The organism is Bdellovibrio sp. HCB185ZH, from assembly GCF_047302455.1.
Lineage (GTDB): Bacteria > Bdellovibrionota > Bdellovibrionia > Bdellovibrionales > Bdellovibrionaceae > Bdellovibrio.
This window is the reverse complement of the sequence record NZ_CP178624.1, coordinates 735,147-750,043: the sequence shown is the minus strand read 5'-3', so window position 1 is coordinate 750,043 and position 14,897 is coordinate 735,147. Positions and strand designations below refer to the sequence as shown.

The following is a 14,897-nucleotide window of genomic DNA, read 5'->3' as shown; positions in this document are numbered from 1 at the left end:
TTGGTACTCTAAAGAAACCATACAAAAGGGAGGTCCCTATGTCTCGCCATAATAAAGGAAAAGGATTTAGTCAGACCAGCAAACGTTATGATGGAAACATCAAAGAGCAGCGACGAGCGGCTCACAACAAACAGATGGATCATTCTTCCGATGTTCAAGGGGAATCACAGAGTGAAAATCAGGCTGCGGGCGAGAAGAACTCTAACGCCAGTCGCCGACAATAATTCGATCTAAATAAAATTTATGGAGAGCCTTGGCCAGAAACACGACTAGTGCCAGGGCTTTTCTTTTTCGCGGATTTAGCTTTTTTACCAGTGGATTTTTTTACGCTGGCGCTCGAACGACTTTTCTTTTTAGAAGCTGTTTTGCTATGCGATTTTTTGGATTTCTTGCGGGATTTTTCAGCGCCGTATTTTTTTCTGGCCTCTTTGCGAAGAGCGGCATTTTCCTGAATATAAGGCAGCATTCCTTGATAACCTGTCACGGGTTCTGCTGGCGCGGCAGGTGCGGATGTGGCCGCCGCAGCAGATTCTGGGGCAGCCTCTTGCGCCAAAGCCGTCACGCAAAATAATGCTGAAAATGAAATCACCAGGGTGTTTTTCAAAAGTTGTTTTATGTTCATGAGCAAAGATTAACGTGAATTATCTGTAAGCTCAACTATTTCCACACCGCTAATTCATCCCACGCGCTGCGATTTTCAATCTGGGAATAATCATACACGTCAATATGTGGAACATTTTTAGAAATCACCTGCAAACTTTGTTGAAACTCTTCCAGATTCGGAGTCACCGTGCTGTGCTGTCCGCGCCAAGGAGAAATCTCAATATGAATGATGGATTCACTTCGTCCAGCAACCAAAGTTTCGAAATCTTTAGAAGCAGGCAAAGTCCATTCTGGAGTAAATACTGGAGTTCCATATTCAGCGCGCCACTGTTGCCACAAAAGTTCTCCCACAATGAAATCTATTTTCTGCTGATCTTTTAAACTTAAAATCTCGTTCAGATCAAAGCCCACGGCATCACGCATTTTTTCGGATGTAAATAAATCTCCCGAAGCTTCCGCCGGCCACGTTTGCACAACACCAGCTTTGATATTTTGCGCATGACTGATTTCAGCCATCATTCCTAAAAGTTCGGTGACACCTAAAGCGCGCACCTTTTTCCAGTTATCGTCTCCTAATTTTCCAGAGGGAAATCTGGCGAAAAAAGCTTTATTCGCTTCGGGATTAAAATCCGCTTCACCAAGCCAATAACAATCGATCGTGGGTTCGACAGCTTCTACCGCATAAAGCTCTGGAAAGCGCATGACCAGATCCTGTAAAAACCCTTTCAACCACGCACGATACTCCGGATGCCAGGCAGAAAGAAAGTAAGTCTGAGGCATCGGTTTGTAATCATGGCCTAAATTATTTTTTGAACGCCATTCGGGGCGAGCATCCCAAACTGTTTTGTAGTCGGTGAGGGAAATCACCGCGATGACTTTGAAATCATTCGCGCGGGCCAAGTCATAAAGCTCGCGGAATATATTTTTCTCGCCAAAATGAGTTTCAACTTCGGTCAGGGGATATTCAGTGGGATAAAAAGCTCCGTGATTTGAGACGTAAGCATACACAAACAAAGTATTCACGTGAGCTTCTTGGGCCCGCGAAACAACCTTCTGCGCAATCTCAGTCGCCGAGAGATTGGGGTATAATTCATAAAAGTAGGAAGGATCCACGCGAAGACCCCGCAAAGATTCGTGGGCCCAACCAAGAGTGGGAAATAAAAAGAGGCAGAGGGCAGAGATCCATCTCGTCATCATGAACTCCTAAAAGGGTCATGGTAACGAGGCTTAGTTTAGGAATCTACCGGCGATGCTATGGTATTTGACAGGCGCGACGAAGCAACTCTGCTTCACGCCATGTTTGTAGGTCGCGAAGGGCGCCCTTTAGGTACCACATGATTTTAAATTGTTCATTAAAGGGAAGCTGACAAAATCCTGTGTCCACATAACAGCTCACATGATCATCAATGGCTTTGGTTTTGATCTCGCCACATTGAAGACCTTCCACCGTTTCGCGCAGGCGCTCTTGCAAACACAAGCGAACATCTTGCAGCCACAATTGACTCGAGATTTTAAATTTCGATTCATCCTTCACAAAAAGTTCGCAGTAAGGAATTCCAAAATTCTGCCAGTAACCTTTTTTACCACAAGGTTGCTCTTTTTCCATGCAGTGATAAAACTCGCAGGAATTATTTGAAACAGGGCAGTCCAAACCGCTTGCATGGGCAGCAAGGGGGAGACTCAGGCTAGAAACAAGAATAAGGATCCAATTTTTAAGTATTTTCATGAGATACCCCGGACTTTCTCAAAGAATGGCGCTTTTAGCAATTTCGGAGGACCTGACAGGAAATAACTATCGAAAATCCTAGGTTTTTGACAGGTAAAAGTTACCTCCAGAGCTTCATTCCCCGGGGGAGCTGTGGTAAGAAAGCCCCCTATGAAAATCACAGACCTCGTTTTTACATACCCCGAAGAGCTGGTGGCAACCAGTCCGCAACGCCCGTCTCGGGTGATGTGGGTGGAAAACAATCAGCCCTGTGAAATTTCCCTGGTGGAGTTGATGGGTAAAATGACTGCGGGCGATGTCTTGGTAGTGAATAACACCCGTGTTCTTAAGCGCCGTGTGTTTTCCGGTGATGTGGAAATTTTGTTTTTAAAACAAAACTCTGAATTGGAATGGGAAGTTTTGTTTCCCTCCAAAAAATATAAAATCGGTCAGTCCCTGGAGCTTCCTTTAGGAGTCACCATGACCCTTAAGGAAAAAGGCCGTCCGCAAACGGTGACTTTGAATCAAGCGGTCACTGAAGACTATTTCCAAAAGGTCGCCGAATTGCCTCTGCCTCCCTACATTCAAAAAGCACGTAATGAGCGTCACACCGTCGATGCCGATGAATCCTGGTATCAAACGGCATGGGCCAAAGAGCCGGGAAGTTTTGCTGCTCCCACAGCCAGTCTGCATTTTTCAAAAACGGATATGGATCAATTGCGCGCTCAAGGAGTGCAAATTGTCGAAGTGACTTTGCATGTGGGCTTGGGCACGTTCCTTCCTGTCACGGCAGAAGATCTGAATGATCATGACATGCATGAAGAGTACGTTGAAATCTCGGCGCAAAGCTGGCAGCAGATTCAAACGGCTCGCGAAAAGGGCCATCTGATTTGGTCTCTGGGAACGACAACGACCCGCTCGTTGGAGAGCGCTGCAGGTGGTCTCCTTCAAGGCTCTGCAGTCGAGGGATTCCGTGGCTTTACCAAGCTTTTGATTCAGCCAGGATACAAATTTAAAGTCGTGCAGCGGCTTCTTACGAATTTCCATCAACCCGAGTCGACATTGCTCGCGTTGGTATCGGGATTTTCGTCTTTAGAAACAGTAAAAACTTGCTACTTATGGGCTATTGAGAGAAAGTTCCGACTCTTTTCTTATGGCGATCTGACGGTTTGGGTGGATTGATTATGCTAGACGGTAAAACGATGACTGAAACAAAGAATGAAATGAAATTGGGCGAGTTCACGGTTCACAAAACTGAAGGCAACGCTCGTCGCGCCACTTTGATGACCGCTCACGGTCCCGTACAGACGCCTGTGTTTATGGCGGTGGGAACTAAGGCCACAGTTAAGGCCATGACTCCGGAAGAGTTGAAAGAGTGCGGCACTCAGGTAGTTTTAGGTAACACCTATCATTTGCATCTTCGCCCTGGCGAAAAGACCGTTAAAAAAATGGGTGGTCTTCATAAATTCATGAACTGGCATGGGCCGATTCTGACAGACTCTGGTGGTTTCCAGGTTTTCTCGTTGTCTAAACTTCGCAACATGAGTGAAGAAGGTGTGGAGTTCCGCTCTCACCTGGATGGTGCGAAACACTTCATCTCTCCAGAAAAGAGCATGGAGATCCAAATGGATCTGGGCTCTGATATCATTATGGCCTTTGATGAATGCCTTCAGTATCCAGCAACTGATGATCAAATTGAAAAGTCCATGGCGCTCACCTATCGTTGGTTGCTTCGTTCTAAAGAGGCGATGACTCGTAAAGAGAGCCTTCTTTTTGGGATCATTCAGGGTGGTTTAAGCTTAGAGCACCGTTTGAAATCTTTGGAGCAAATCACATCTGTTGATTTGCCAGGTTATGCGTTGGGTGGATTCTCCGTGGGTGAGCCGATTCATTTGATGCATGAGCTTTTGCCGCACGTGGCTCCAAAAATGCCAGCCAATAAGCCGCGTTATTTGATGGGTGTGGGAACGCCAACAGATTTAATTATTGCAATCGATTCGGGTATCGACATGTTTGACTGCGTCATGCCTACGAGAGTGGCACGTAACGGAACGATCTTTACGTGGCAGGGGAAAGTCAGCATCAAACGCAGCGAGTACAAAGAAGACGCCTCTCCTCTGGATCCAGAGTGTGATTGCTACACGTGCACGAATTATACGAAAGCGTATCTTCGTCACATGTTCTTAAGTGGTGAAATTTTAGGCTCTCGTTTGAACACGATTCACAACATCCATTTTTATATGAAATTGATGGAAAAGGCTCGTGAAGCGATCGCAGAAGGCCGTTGGGCGGAGTTCCGTGACGACTGCTTAACGCGTTTCGTAAAGAAAGCGTAACTGACATAACTATTGATTCTTCCATGGAATAATGCTGAATTTTAGCGTCATCATTGGAGGAATCATGTTATTCAGACTACTAGTTAATGCAGCATTTGCGCAATCTGCTCCGGCAGCTGGCGGCCAACCATCCACTCTTGAGATGTTTGTCCCATTCATCTTTATCTTCGTTATTTTCTATTTCCTTATTATCCGCCCACAATCTAAACGCCAAAAAGAACATCAGAAGTTTTTGACTGAGCTTAAGCGGGGTGACGAAGTCATCACGTCTTCTGGTATTTTGGGTCGTATCGAGGGCATCACTGACCAATTCGTGACTGTAGAGATCGCGGATGGCGTGAAAGTAAAAATGCTTCGTACACAAATCGCGACAACTCAGAAAGCAGCAACAGAGGAAAAGAAATAATGGAAGGACTACGTTGGAGAACCATCGGCGCGGCCGCTGGTATCGTATTGGCTCTCGTATGGTTTATGCCGAATATCGCTAATTTCGGCAATTCTTGGTGGCCATCTAAGCAAAAAATGAACTACGGCTTGGATATTCAAGGTGGTTTGCATCTTGTGATGGGCGTTGACGTTGACGGCGTGGTGAAAGAATCCACAACTCGTTTAATGGCTTCCATTAAAGCTGACACAGCTAAAGACGGTATCGCTTTGACGGATGTAAAATCTGAAAAGCCAGAATCCGGCGAGTTGACTCTGCATTTTGCAGCGGCTGACAAAGCTAAAGTTCAAAAGTATATGGCTGACAAACATCCAGCGGACCTTCAAGAAGTAGGTACGACAGATACAACAGCGACATATCGTTATTTCGATGCTTATTTGAATGACTATAAAAATCGCGTGATCCAACAGGCGATCGAAACAATCCGTAACCGTATCGATGAGTTCGGTGTGGCGGAGCCTTCAATTTCTCAACAAGGTGCAAATCGTATCTTGGTTCAATTGCCAGGTATGGCCGATGCTGAAAAAGCAAAACAGTTGATCAATACAACTGCGAAGCTTGATTTCATGATCGTGTCTCACGAAAAAACTCCACAAGAACTTCAAGTTTTGATCGCTGAAGCTGAAAAAGCCGGCGGTTATAAATTGGAAGGCATGAAGTACTCTGACTACGTCACTCGTATTAACAACGACCTTAAAGGTAAATTGCCTGAAAAGTCTGTTGTGTACTTCGAGAAATCTTCCAATGCAGCCACAATGGAAGCGGGTGCGGTTCCGTATCTTCTTAAAACAGATACTGATCTAACAGGTTCTGCTTTGGATGACGCTTCTGTTGGTTACGACCAATATGGCGCTCCGATGGTAACTCTTCGTTTCAACTCTGCGGGCGCAACTAAGTTCAGCGACCTGACAGGTGCAAACGCTGGTAAGCAGATGGCAATCGTTCTGGATAAAATCATCAAATCTGCTCCAAGCATTCGTGAGCGTATTGGTGGTGGTTCAGCAACTATCACTTTGGGTGGCGGTCGTGACCGTAACCAAATGATGGATGAAGCGAAAATGATTTCCACAGCTCTTCGTGCGGGTGCATTGCCTGCTTCTTTGGAGCAATTGGAAGAGCGTCGTGTAGGTCCAACTTTGGGAGCTGACTCTATCAATAAAGCGAAACTGGGTGCCTACATTGGTGCGGCTTTGATCGTTCTATTTATGCTTATGTACTACAAAGGCATGGGTGTTGTGGCGACGGTGGCATTGGCTGTGAACGTTTTGGGTGTTTTGGCACTTCTAACTTCATTTGGCGCAACATTGACTCTTCCTGGTATTGCCGCGATCGCCTTGACGGTGGGTTTTGCGGTTGATGCGAACGTTCTGATTAATGAGCGTATCAAAGAAGAGCTGGCAGCAGGGCACAGTTTGAAAGTGGCTATTAAAGAAGGCTACAACCGTGCGATGTCTGCGATCATCGACTCCAACGTAACAACTGGCGCGACGGCTGTGGTACTTTTGTACTTCGGTACAGGTCCGGTGCGTGGTTTCGCAGTGAACTTGTTGATCGGTATCGTGACGACATTGTTCGCGAACGTGTTCGTTTCCAAAGTGATCGTGGATCAATTGGTTTACAAATTTAACGTGAAAAAGTTGTCAATCTAGGATCGGTAATAAAATGGCTAATAATAATACTAAAAATACGGCAACTGAATCTTCTGGCAAATACGACTTTATCGGTAAAGTGAATCTTTTCACTGGAATCTCGGTTTTGTTGGTTGTTCTTTCTTTGGTTTACTTGGGTGTCAAAGGCATCAACTACGGTATCGACTTTAAGGGTGGTACGGAGTTTCAGGTAAAATTTGATAAAGGTGTATCCATCGATCAACTTCGTAAGTCTGTTGATGAGTTGCATCTGGGCGAAGTCGGCGTTCAATCTTTCGGTGACAACGACGAATTCATCATCCGTTTCCAAGGTAAGCAGGGCGCTAACGACAAAGAGACGAATGAAATCCTGAATGCAGACATCGCAAAAATTAAGGACATCGTTCTTAAAACTTTCGCTGCAAACAACCCAGAAATCCGCCGTGTCGACACGGTTGGACCTCAAGTGGGTGCCGAGTTAAAGCGTAACGGACTTCTTGCAGTATTCTATTGCTTGCTTGTGATCTTGATCTACGTTGCTCTTCGCTTTGACTATAAATACGCACCAGGTGCAGTATTCTGTTTGTTCCATGATGCGGTGATCACTTTGGCGATCTTTGTAGCGGTGGGTAAAGAAGTAAACGTACCTATTTTGGCAGCGATTCTGACTTTGATCGGTTACTCTCTGAATGACACGATCGTCGTGTTTGACCGTATCCGTGAAACAGATTCCCACTACCATGACAGAGGCTACGGCTTCATCATCAATAAAGCGATTAACGACATGTTACACCGTACATTGATGACTTCCGGAACAGTCTTCACTTCAGCCTTGTGCTTGTGGTTGTTCTCGGGTGGTACAGTTGGTGATATCGCTTTTGCGATCTGCGTGGGTATCGTATTCGGTACTTACTCATCTATCTACGTGGCAGCTCCGGTTGTCTTGATGATGGATAAATTGACTGGGAAAAAAACAGTTAAAGCTTAAAAACTAAGAGGCCCCCAAAAGGGGCCTTTGTGCTTGGAGAATTTGTGAATCCGTTGTGGAAGTTAAGAGAATCAGATACCGAGGTGGCAACACCTGAAAAAGTCGAGGGGCAATGGCCTTCCTTGATCGGTAAGCTCTTGGCTGCGCGTGGGTTCACTCAACCTCAAGAAGTTGAAAAGCTGTTATTTCCGAAGCTCGTGGATTTGAAAGATCCTCTTTTGTTAAAGGGGATGTCTCAAGCACTTGAGCGTCTGGGGCAAGCTTATCTGAATAAAGAAAAGATCTGCATCTATGCGGATTTCGATTTGGATGGGACTTCAGGACTCGCACTTCTAAAAACCGGCATGCAGGCCTTGGGTTTTACCGAAGTTTTGCACTATCAGCCGAAACGCTTGTCCGAAGGCTACGGCTTTCATGCGGCGGCGGTCGAGGAGTTAAAGTCCCAAGGTGTGTCTTTGATTATCACGGTCGACGTCGGTATTACGGCTCACGCCGCAATCGATAAGGCCCGTGAGCTCGGTGTAGATGTGATTTTAACCGATCATCATTTGCCAGCAGAAACTTTGCCTCAGGCATACGTTATTATTAATCCCAATCAGGGAACTTGCGAAAGTGGTTTAGGTTATTTGTGTGGAGCTGGCGTTGCCTTTTATCTGCTCCGTGGTCTGAAAAGATACTTTCATGATCATGCCGAACTACCTAAAAATAATTGGGATTTAAAAGAAGTCTTGGATTACTTCACGATCGGTACTTTGACTGACATGGTTCCATTGGTTGACGACAATCGCGTTTTGGTAAAACACGGGTTAGTTAAACTTGCCGAGACGAAAAGAGCCGGACTTCGAGCATTACTTGAAGAATTGGATCTGCAAGATCGTGCATTAACCAGCCAGGACGTGGCGATTCGCTTTGCTCCAAAATTGAATGCACTTTCCAGAATGGAATCGGGAATTCTTCCGATTGATATCTTCCTTTTGGATGATGTTTCTAAAGCCCGCGATATGGTTCGTCAGGTGATGAAGAACAACTCGACTCGCGTGCAGTTGCAAAGTGATGCGGAAACCGAAGCTCAAGAATTACTTAAAGAGTGGCCACATAAAGACTTTGTTTTCGTGGCTTCCCCAAACTTCCATCGGGGCGTTGTCGGTTTGATCGCAACGAAGCTGACTCAAGTTTATAATAAGCCAGCCTTTGTCGGTTCTCTGGGTGAAGACGGTATGATCGTGGGATCTGCTCGTTTGCCTCAAGGACAGGAAGCCTGTTTGGTTGAGGCGATGGGGGCGGCGGCAGAGTTGATGAGCCGTTTCGGTGGTCACTCAGCGGCGGCGGGATTTGAAATCGCGGAAACGAAAGTCGCACAATTTGTGCAGCGTTTGAGCGGGCATTTTTCGGATCTGCGTGAAAAGCCGAAGCCTTTAGAAATTTTCTATGATGTTCAAGCAAGTCTTCCAGAAGTCAGCGCAAGCTTGATGAAATGGTATGATTTTGTCGGTCCATTCGGGGCGGGCTTTGCCATTCCTTTGATTCATTTTTCAAATATTCAGATTTTATCCAAACGCGAGCTTAAGGGCGGTCATCTGCGCTTAAAGCTGTTTGATCCGGATAGCAATGCGACCATGGAAGCCTTGTTATTTACACCGACTCCTCGTCAGGTGGAAACTTTGCACACGGTGCCGGGTTTTTATGATATCTTAGGGGAGCTTCAGTGGAATTACTTTGCTGGGCAAAAAACAATTCAAATCCTGATTCGTGATCTGAAGGCCATGTCATGAAGAATAAGAAAAAAGTCGTCGTCCTTTTGTCGTCGGGCTTAGACTCGACGGTTAATATTTTTGAAGCAATCAAACACCATCACGAAGTGGTGTTGGCTTTGACTTTTAATTATGGTCAAAAAGCCGCGAAAAAAGAAATCGAACAATCCGCTAAAATCGCCAAGCATCTGGGTGTGCCTCATAAAGTTTTGGATGTGACGTGGTTTAAGGAATTCAACAAATCCTCTTTGCTGGTCGACGATCAGAAAGTTCCAACGGGCAGTGATGTTGAAATCGATAATCTGGAAAAATCTGCGGAATCTGCAAAATCCGTATGGGTTCCCAATCGCAATGGCATTTTCTTAAATATCGCAGCCGCCTATGCAGAGGCCTTAGGGGCAGATTCTGTCATTCCAGGATTCAATGCTGAAGAAGCCGCGACCTTTCCAGATAACTCCATTGATTTTCTAAAAGCCGCGACTCACGCGTTTTCGTTTTCCACTTCCAATAAGGTGACAGTGGGTTGTTACACAGCTCACTTAAATAAACCCGCCATTGTCCTTTTAGGACAGGGACTTGATGTCCCTTGGGAACTGACGTGGCCTTGTTATTTCGCGGGTGACGAGTGGTGCGGGGAGTGTGAATCCTGTAAGCGTGCGAAGCGTGCCTTCGCTTCCGCAAATGTTGATGTAAAAAATCTGTTTAAGGGGTAGTGCCATGGAAATGCATTTTATCGAAAAAAAATTCGCTTACGATGGCAGTCAGCTTCATTCCCTGTTTGCGTATTTGGACCATGGTGTTTTGGGACCTTCCATTATTTCCTGGATGGGCCGTTGTGATATTCCTTTTTCTCACATGGTGGATGGCGAGGACTTACTTGCTAACGCTGTGATTGCTGGCGATGAGATGCTTCACTTCATTATTGAAGTATTTGATCGTGATCTCTTTAGCGGAGTGGCTTTGCAACGTCTGTTTGCCTCTATTGCTCGAGACTATATGCAAGCCCACGCGGGAAGTGCCTTAAAAACAGAAACACTTATTCGTGATGGTGACGATATTTACTGGGGAGATCGCAAGCTTTCTATCAGTATAGCGACACGCTCACCAGTTTCTACGATGGTGCATTTTGCAATGAATATCACTAACGAAGGCACGCCTGTTAAAACAGCTTGCCTGAATGACTGGAAAGTAGATCCTCGCAGAACAGCGGAAGACTTAATGACTTTGTTCAAAAAGGAATACGAAACGATCGTTACTGCCACTCAAAAAGTTCGTCCAGTTCCTTAAAATCCTGGTGACCGACGGCATGGTCTTCGGTCGATTATGTCATTTCATTTCCGCTGCGGTCCCGAAGGGCTTCAGGTTACACAGACACACATGAAGCATTGTATTTTAGTGTTTCGAGTGATCCTCTTTTGCGGAAGCTTCATTCTTAAAGTGTAGAAGTGGAAGTTCGTAAACAACTTCATTACCTACAGCATTTTCACGTACAGCTTTGATTTTTAGCTGACCTTTGCCAGCAATTTTTCCCTGAGGCACGCAGTGAAAATGATTTCCGCCCATAATTCCGCATTTGTATTCTACTGTTTTCTTGCTGCCTTTTGCTTGGAATTTCGCTGTCACCGAAGAGTTTTGAACAGTCGGATTTTGAAAATCCATATCTAAAAGAAAAATATGTGCGCCTTGGACTGGGTCGATTTCAAGTTCGGTATGAAAAGGTCCAGGCATTTTGATATGCCCGCCATGAGGACCGGGTTTGTCTTCGCCATGGGCATGGACGGAACCTGCGATGGCGAATGCTAAAATAAGAAGTATTTTTTGAATCATGTCATGCTCCTTATTCCGTATAGGAAGCAGGAGCCGAATTTGTGACAAAAAATTTCTACTTAGACGGAGCTTGCGCAGGCACTGCTGGCGTCACACTGGCTGGAGCTTTCGAAGGCGCTGCCGGTTGTGCGGGTTGAGCCGGTGTTTGAGATGGTGCAGTGGCTACAGCAGGCGAAATTGCAGGAGCAGGAGCTTTTACAACCGTAGGTGTCGCAGATGGGCTCGCATTCGCAACTGGAACTTGAGCCGCTGCGGTTTGCTGTGGCTGTACGTCAGGAGCAGCAGTGGTGGACGGTGTTGCAGTCGCGGTGGTCTGTTGTTGCGCCGGAACAGTAGGAGCTGTCACAGCCGGAGTCGACTTCGGAGTTTCAGTCTGCGGCACCATCGGTACGGGTGCGGTTACGCTTGCTGGAGTTTTATTCGGAACGATAGCTCCTGCCGGTGATGGTGAAGGTGGTTTCGGCGCTTCTGCGTGAACCACTTGAGACGGCGTCGTTGATGAAGTCGCTTGGCTTGCTAAAGCCGCAGCTTTATCTTTTGGCATCGAGCGCAGTGTACCAGCAACGATCATGTTCAAAGTATTTTTCATCGGAATAAACGCTTCAGAACTGATTTTTTTACCAGCAATCGCTTTATCGATATAACGCAAAGATTTTTGCGCCGTCATTGGATTGAAATCAATCATAGCTCTTGTGAAGTAAATCTCAGCTAAACCCTTCAAGCATTTCTCATTCTCAGGGAAGTGAGAAAGACCTTTGGCATAAAGTTGTTCGGCTGTATCCAAAGATTTTGCCTGATCCAAAGGATTCTTTGCAGCCAGCGTGCGGATGTTATTTCCTTTACCGGCATAGGCGTCAGCTAAAGATTTCTTTGCCATACCATAGGGGTTTGTTTTTACCACTTCCTCGCCCACGGAAATGGCATCATCCCAACGACCCAGTTGTTGAATGTAAGCCGTAAAATTACCTGCAAGCCAAGAGTTCCCTGGATCAGCTTTGATCGCATATTTGTAAAAGGCGATTCCGTTTTCTACTTTGCCTTGTTGAATCAATAGCTCACCCAATGCGGCACCGGCCCGGGCCTTGTCAGCATTGTTGTGGGCAATCTCCAGAGCCTTATTATAGGAGCCGATGGCAGCTTGATTTTGTTTCAACTCCTCCAGGACTTTTCCACCTAAGAAGTATAAATCAAAATCTTTTTGAGATGCTTTGTAAGTCTGATTGAAAGTATTAGACAGCGCCGACTTATCGTCGCGAGACAAAAGAATCCACGTTTTTTGCTGCAGAATTTTTGGATCGTTGGGATAGCTCGTGTTGAGCTTATCTACGATTTGGGAAGCCACATCCAGATACTCTTTTCGATCAACACCATTGTGAATATAATTAATACGGCGCAAAGCGCGGGCTTTCACCAGCAAGGCGTCTTTGTTTTCGGGATCTCTATCCAAAATTTGGTTTGCGATGTGATACGCATCATGGGCGCCTTGAATGGATTTCGGTCCGCCAATATCCAATTTCTCATTGGCCTTAGGGATTGTATATTCATCCAGACGACTTGCCAAAGTGGATGCGGGTGCGATGGGATTGATCAACACTTGGCGGCCCTTGAAACACTCGGGGATATCGCCCGTCATATATTGAAATTTATCTGAATTTAAATCTTTCGCGGAAATGCGAACTTCATTGAAAGCGATGTCATCCACAATTTTAAATCCGCCGTCTTCTTTAATGAAGTCCCGTGAAATTGTGTACCACGGAGTAAAGATAGAACAGCCTTCCTGATAACCGACAAAATCAAAACCCTTGACGTGAGTAACGGTTTTTTCCGAGTAACGGGCAATCATGTTCGCATCCGTTACGCGGTAACCCAGCAGTGCCATGGTATACAGGACCGTTTGCGGAAAGCCGGTGTCGAGGTAAAGCTTTTGGTCATGCCAAGTTGTCAGCTCTTCACCAATGGTTTTCTGTGTACCGGAGATTTTATTAACAATGCGGTTTCTGAAGTTCACTCCCTCGTACATGCCCTTGGAGTTTTCAGGATTAGAGCGCAGATAAGTCATGATCGTCTTTTTGCCAGCCTCTTCACTTTTCGCAAGAGATGCCTCGATCATGTACTTTGCATATTCACCCGTTGCTTCAAATTTTGTGGTCGTATCTGAAGTATTGTCCTGGTTTATTTTGATTGTTTTATCAAAAGTCAGCAGGGACTCACCAGATTTTGGATAGGGGAGGTATTCCAGGGCTTTCGCCTGATCGCTCACTTCAATGGCGTGGGAGCCCGCGATATCAGCAAAGACATATCCCGCATTACTCACCATATTCGTTGGGTCCACCCAAAGAATATTTTCGCCGTCTTTAACTTTCACAATTGCGTGATTAAAAAGTGCAGGATTAACCAGTTCGGGAGCAGAAAGTTCAGGTTTTAATCGCGACAACTCTTCAAGGCTAGAGCGTTTTACCAAAGCGACTTTGGCATCAATACCCAGTGCTCTTAACATCGCAGTCGTTGCCAAGGAAAAATCTTTGCAATCGCCGGTTTTCGTGCGCGCTATATCTTTTAAAGGTTGTGCTACATACATTTTTTCCAGACTTGTCCAGTTCCCTGAATACGTCATGACGTTTGCAAGTTCGGATGTCACGATGTCGATTTTTTCAGTCGTTGTGGCAGCTTTTTTAGCTTTGCTTACGATGCGAGTGAAAGGAGCTGGCAACGCTTTTGTCGCCAAAATCTTTTCCCATTTCTGCGAGACCGGAGTGATAAAGTCAGCCCAGTTATTCATGGTGCTCACGTCAACGCGGGAAATTTGATCTTTACGAAGAATGGCTAAGGCTTCTTCAGGTACTTTAAATAAAGGCTTTACTTGTTTAAATTCGAAAACATAGTATTCGTCTTCTTTACTTTCTTTCGTTTCCAGGACTTTCCAAGGGTCGTTGACGTTTACATAAAGGGGCAGCAGAGATTTAATCTTGGCGCGGCCAGCCCATTCAGGAGCATGCACACCCATCACATAAGTTTGCTGGAAAAGTCCTTTTACCAGGTTCTTTTTCGTTTTGATCTTAACAGTGTACTTGGTGATGGAACCGATTTTGATGTTGTTAAAAGGAATAACCATCTCACGCAGATGATTGATGCCTTGTTGAGGACCTTTAGCACTTCTGGTGGTCACGTCTTTGGGGTTTACTGGAGATTCAACGCCGTCAGTGAAAGTCGAGCCTTTGACGAAGGTTATCGTAGCGGCATCTGGAGCAAAGGGAATAGTTTGCAACACCAGTTCATTGCGACCTTTTTCATTCATCACTTTCATTTCCGATTCTAAGGTGGATTCGGAAAAACCATTTTTATCGATGGTGGCTTCATGAGAGCTGTTCACGATGGTGTAAGGCATTTCTTGTTCTTGCATCCAATCGGCGTGAGCAGAAGAGATAAACAAGAAAGCTAGCGATGTTAGTGAAATCAGGCGTGTTTTCATATTATCTTTTTCGGTTTTTAAAGCCCCAACTTAATTAATTCTCTGTTTATATTGTTCCTGGACCTATCCTTCCCAAATTGATTCACGCAATCTTCTGTTTTTTGTATAGGAATCTGTCACAAACCTCGACCTTGTGCCCTAATGT

General features: G+C 45.5%; 14 protein-coding genes. 9 read left to right on the top strand and 5 right to left on the bottom strand.

Translation table 11 applies throughout. From position 1 onward, the window contains the following. Positions 1–38: 38 nt before the first annotated feature. On the top strand, positions 39–224 hold the full coding sequence (locus ACLSU7_RS03725) for a hypothetical protein (RefSeq protein ID WP_413294211.1): 186 nt from the start codon (positions 39–41) through the stop codon (positions 222–224). Positions 225–241: 17 nt separating this feature from the next. Here the strand turns inward: ACLSU7_RS03725 and ACLSU7_RS03720 are convergent, their stop codons facing one another. From ACLSU7_RS03720 to ACLSU7_RS03710, 3 genes are read right to left on the bottom strand one after another with little or no spacing between them, the layout of a single operon-like run. After that, the gene (locus tag ACLSU7_RS03720) at positions 242–622 is read right to left on the bottom strand and encodes a hypothetical protein (protein ID WP_413294210.1); all 381 of its coding nucleotides are present in this window, start codon (positions 620–622) and stop codon (positions 242–244) included. Between the two features lie 35 nt (positions 623–657). Next, positions 658–1,797, bottom strand: coding sequence for a hypothetical protein (locus ACLSU7_RS03715; protein WP_413294209.1), 1,140 nt, complete (start codon positions 1,795–1,797; stop codon positions 658–660). 58 nt (positions 1,798–1,855) lie between these two features. Further along, entirely contained in the window at positions 1,856–2,329 is a 474-nt protein-coding gene (locus tag ACLSU7_RS03710) for a hypothetical protein (RefSeq protein ID WP_413294208.1), read from the bottom strand. Positions 2,330–2,479: 150 nt separating this feature from the next. Between ACLSU7_RS03710 and queA the strand changes: the two genes are divergently transcribed. The 8 genes from queA to ACLSU7_RS03670 all read left to right on the top strand — a co-directional run bounded on the left by queA (position 2,480) and on the right by ACLSU7_RS03670 (position 10,743). Continuing rightward, positions 2,480–3,490: a tRNA preQ1(34) S-adenosylmethionine ribosyltransferase-isomerase QueA gene (queA, locus tag ACLSU7_RS03705; protein WP_413294207.1), complete on the top strand. Its 1,011-nt coding sequence runs from the start codon at positions 2,480–2,482 to the stop codon at positions 3,488–3,490. 2 nt (positions 3,491–3,492) lie between these two features. Next, positions 3,493–4,644 (top strand): tRNA guanosine(34) transglycosylase Tgt, encoded by a 1,152-nt coding sequence (gene tgt, locus ACLSU7_RS03700; RefSeq protein ID WP_413294206.1) that lies wholly within the window; start codon positions 3,493–3,495, stop codon positions 4,642–4,644. 64 nt (positions 4,645–4,708) lie between these two features. Next, on the top strand, positions 4,709–5,050 hold the full coding sequence (gene yajC, locus ACLSU7_RS03695) for a preprotein translocase subunit YajC (protein WP_413294205.1): 342 nt from the start codon (positions 4,709–4,711) through the stop codon (positions 5,048–5,050). After that, entirely contained in the window at positions 5,050–6,738 is a 1,689-nt protein-coding gene (gene secD, locus ACLSU7_RS03690) for a protein translocase subunit SecD (RefSeq protein ID WP_413294204.1), read from the top strand. Before yajC ends, secD begins: the two co-directional genes overlap by 1 nt. A 13-nt stretch (positions 6,739–6,751) precedes the next feature. Further along, positions 6,752–7,705, top strand: coding sequence for a protein translocase subunit SecF (secF, locus tag ACLSU7_RS03685; protein WP_413294203.1), 954 nt, complete (start codon positions 6,752–6,754; stop codon positions 7,703–7,705). A 29-nt stretch (positions 7,706–7,734) separates the two neighbouring features. Next, positions 7,735–9,477, top strand: a complete 1,743-nt coding sequence (gene recJ, locus ACLSU7_RS03680; RefSeq protein WP_413294202.1) for a single-stranded-DNA-specific exonuclease RecJ — start codon at positions 7,735–7,737, stop codon at positions 9,475–9,477. Beyond that, on the top strand, positions 9,474–10,169 hold the full coding sequence (gene queC / locus ACLSU7_RS03675; RefSeq protein ID WP_413294201.1) for a 7-cyano-7-deazaguanine synthase QueC: 696 nt from the start codon (positions 9,474–9,476) through the stop codon (positions 10,167–10,169). Before recJ ends, queC begins: the two co-directional genes overlap by 4 nt. Before the next feature lie 4 nt (positions 10,170–10,173). Next, positions 10,174–10,743 carry a DUF366 family protein gene (locus ACLSU7_RS03670; protein ID WP_181607132.1) on the top strand — a complete coding sequence of 190 codons (570 nt, stop codon included), beginning with the start codon at positions 10,174–10,176 and terminating at the stop codon, positions 10,741–10,743. Between the two features lie 105 nt (positions 10,744–10,848). Here ACLSU7_RS03670 and ACLSU7_RS03665 read toward each other — a convergent pair whose 3' ends face one another. Continuing rightward, positions 10,849–11,283 carry a hypothetical protein gene (locus ACLSU7_RS03665; protein WP_413294200.1) on the bottom strand — a complete coding sequence of 145 codons (435 nt, stop codon included), beginning with the start codon at positions 11,281–11,283 and terminating at the stop codon, positions 10,849–10,851. Between the two features lie 55 nt (positions 11,284–11,338). Then, positions 11,339–14,752, bottom strand: coding sequence for a DUF3857 domain-containing protein (locus ACLSU7_RS03660; RefSeq protein ID WP_413294199.1), 3,414 nt, complete (start codon positions 14,750–14,752; stop codon positions 11,339–11,341). Positions 14,753–14,897: the final 145 nt, after the last annotated feature.

Bases quoted from the DNA above. Each gene is read 5' to 3' on its own strand.
- queC (WP_413294201.1), top strand. From the start codon at position 9,474: ATGAAGAATAAGAAAAAAGTCGTCGTCCTTTTGTCGTCGGGCTTAGAC.
- ACLSU7_RS03715 (WP_413294209.1), bottom strand. From the start codon at position 1,797: ATGACGAGATGGATCTCTGCCCTCTGCCTCTTTTTATTTCCCACTCTT.
- ACLSU7_RS03710 (WP_413294208.1), bottom strand. From the start codon at position 2,329: ATGAAAATACTTAAAAATTGGATCCTTATTCTTGTTTCTAGCCTGAGT.
- ACLSU7_RS03725 (WP_413294211.1), top strand. From the start codon at position 39: ATGTCTCGCCATAATAAAGGAAAAGGATTTAGTCAGACCAGCAAACGT.
- ACLSU7_RS03665 (WP_413294200.1), bottom strand. From the start codon at position 11,283: ATGATTCAAAAAATACTTCTTATTTTAGCATTCGCCATCGCAGGTTCC.
- yajC (WP_413294205.1), top strand. From the start codon at position 4,709: ATGTTATTCAGACTACTAGTTAATGCAGCATTTGCGCAATCTGCTCCG.
- ACLSU7_RS03670 (WP_181607132.1), top strand. From the start codon at position 10,174: ATGGAAATGCATTTTATCGAAAAAAAATTCGCTTACGATGGCAGTCAG.
- tgt (WP_413294206.1), top strand. From the start codon at position 3,493: ATGCTAGACGGTAAAACGATGACTGAAACAAAGAATGAAATGAAATTG.
- secF (WP_413294203.1), top strand. From the start codon at position 6,752: ATGGCTAATAATAATACTAAAAATACGGCAACTGAATCTTCTGGCAAA.
- ACLSU7_RS03660 (WP_413294199.1), bottom strand. From the start codon at position 14,752: ATGAAAACACGCCTGATTTCACTAACATCGCTAGCTTTCTTGTTTATC.
- secD (WP_413294204.1), top strand. From the start codon at position 5,050: ATGGAAGGACTACGTTGGAGAACCATCGGCGCGGCCGCTGGTATCGTA.
- queA (WP_413294207.1), top strand. From the start codon at position 2,480: ATGAAAATCACAGACCTCGTTTTTACATACCCCGAAGAGCTGGTGGCA.
- ACLSU7_RS03720 (WP_413294210.1), bottom strand. From the start codon at position 622: ATGAACATAAAACAACTTTTGAAAAACACCCTGGTGATTTCATTTTCA.